The sequence below is a fragment of the Nocardia sp. 852002-20019_SCH5090214 genome (assembly GCF_001665865.1).
Lineage (GTDB): Bacteria > Actinomycetota > Actinomycetes > Mycobacteriales > Mycobacteriaceae > Nocardia > Nocardia nova.
On record NZ_LZMK01000430.1, the window covers coordinates 1 to 601 of the forward strand.

At 69.1% G+C, this 601-nt stretch carries 2 protein-coding genes; both read right to left on the minus strand.

Annotated elements, in window-relative coordinates; genetic code table 11:
- Positions 1-2 precede the first annotated feature (2 nt).
- A complete protein-coding gene (locus tag A5780_RS36975) occupies positions 3-362 on the minus strand; it encodes a hypothetical protein (RefSeq protein WP_231982988.1) in 360 nt (119 codons plus the stop codon).
- Positions 350-601: DUF5131 family protein (locus A5780_RS36980; protein WP_156769533.1), on the minus strand; the 252-nt coding region annotated here is incomplete at its 5' end. The genes A5780_RS36975 and A5780_RS36980, both read right to left, overlap by 13 nt.

A 601-nucleotide genomic window follows, 5' to 3' on the forward strand; every position in this document is an offset into this window, starting at 1 on the left:
TGCTACGGCGATTCCGGATCGTCGAGGTAGCGCCACCGGATTCGGGTGACCATCGAGTCCGGGGTGCAGCCGGTGTGGCTGCCGCAGAAGAACTCGCCGAACTGCGCCGGCGTCATCTCAGGGAAGCCCTCGGCGCGGACTTCTTCGTTCGTGATGGTGTCGAGGCGCTCGCGGCGCACGTCGAGAACTTCGACATCGACGATCCGTACAAGTGGTTCGCCGCGGCGGCGGCCCATCACCTTGCGGCACAGCGTGAGCCGGGTGCCGGGCGTCAGCATCAGCCAGCCCGTGCGGCGGGTGACGGTCTTTGTCCGGTCGCGGACCTGGGGTTCGGTGAGCGAGACCGACATCAGGCGTGGCATGAGGTGCTCCTGTTCTGCGGGTACTGGTTCCAGATCCGGCCGTCGAGTTCACGCCCGGCCGTTTTCGGGGTGCGGCCACCCCACTGCTTGAAGAAGAACGCGGTCCCGGCCTCGACGCACTGGTCGCGCAGGTCGCGCACCCAGTCCGCCTCGATCGGCCGGGCGTGGGGCCCGGATTCGCCGCCGACGATGACCCAGTCGATCGCCGGGATCGGCCGCCAGTCGGCGCAGCCGGGGCA

What these genes read in the sequence shown, in the direction of transcription:
- A5780_RS36975 (WP_231982988.1), bottom strand. Translation starts at nt 362, where the DNA reads ATGCCACGCCTGATGTCGGTCTCGCTCACCGAACCCCAGGTCCGCGAC.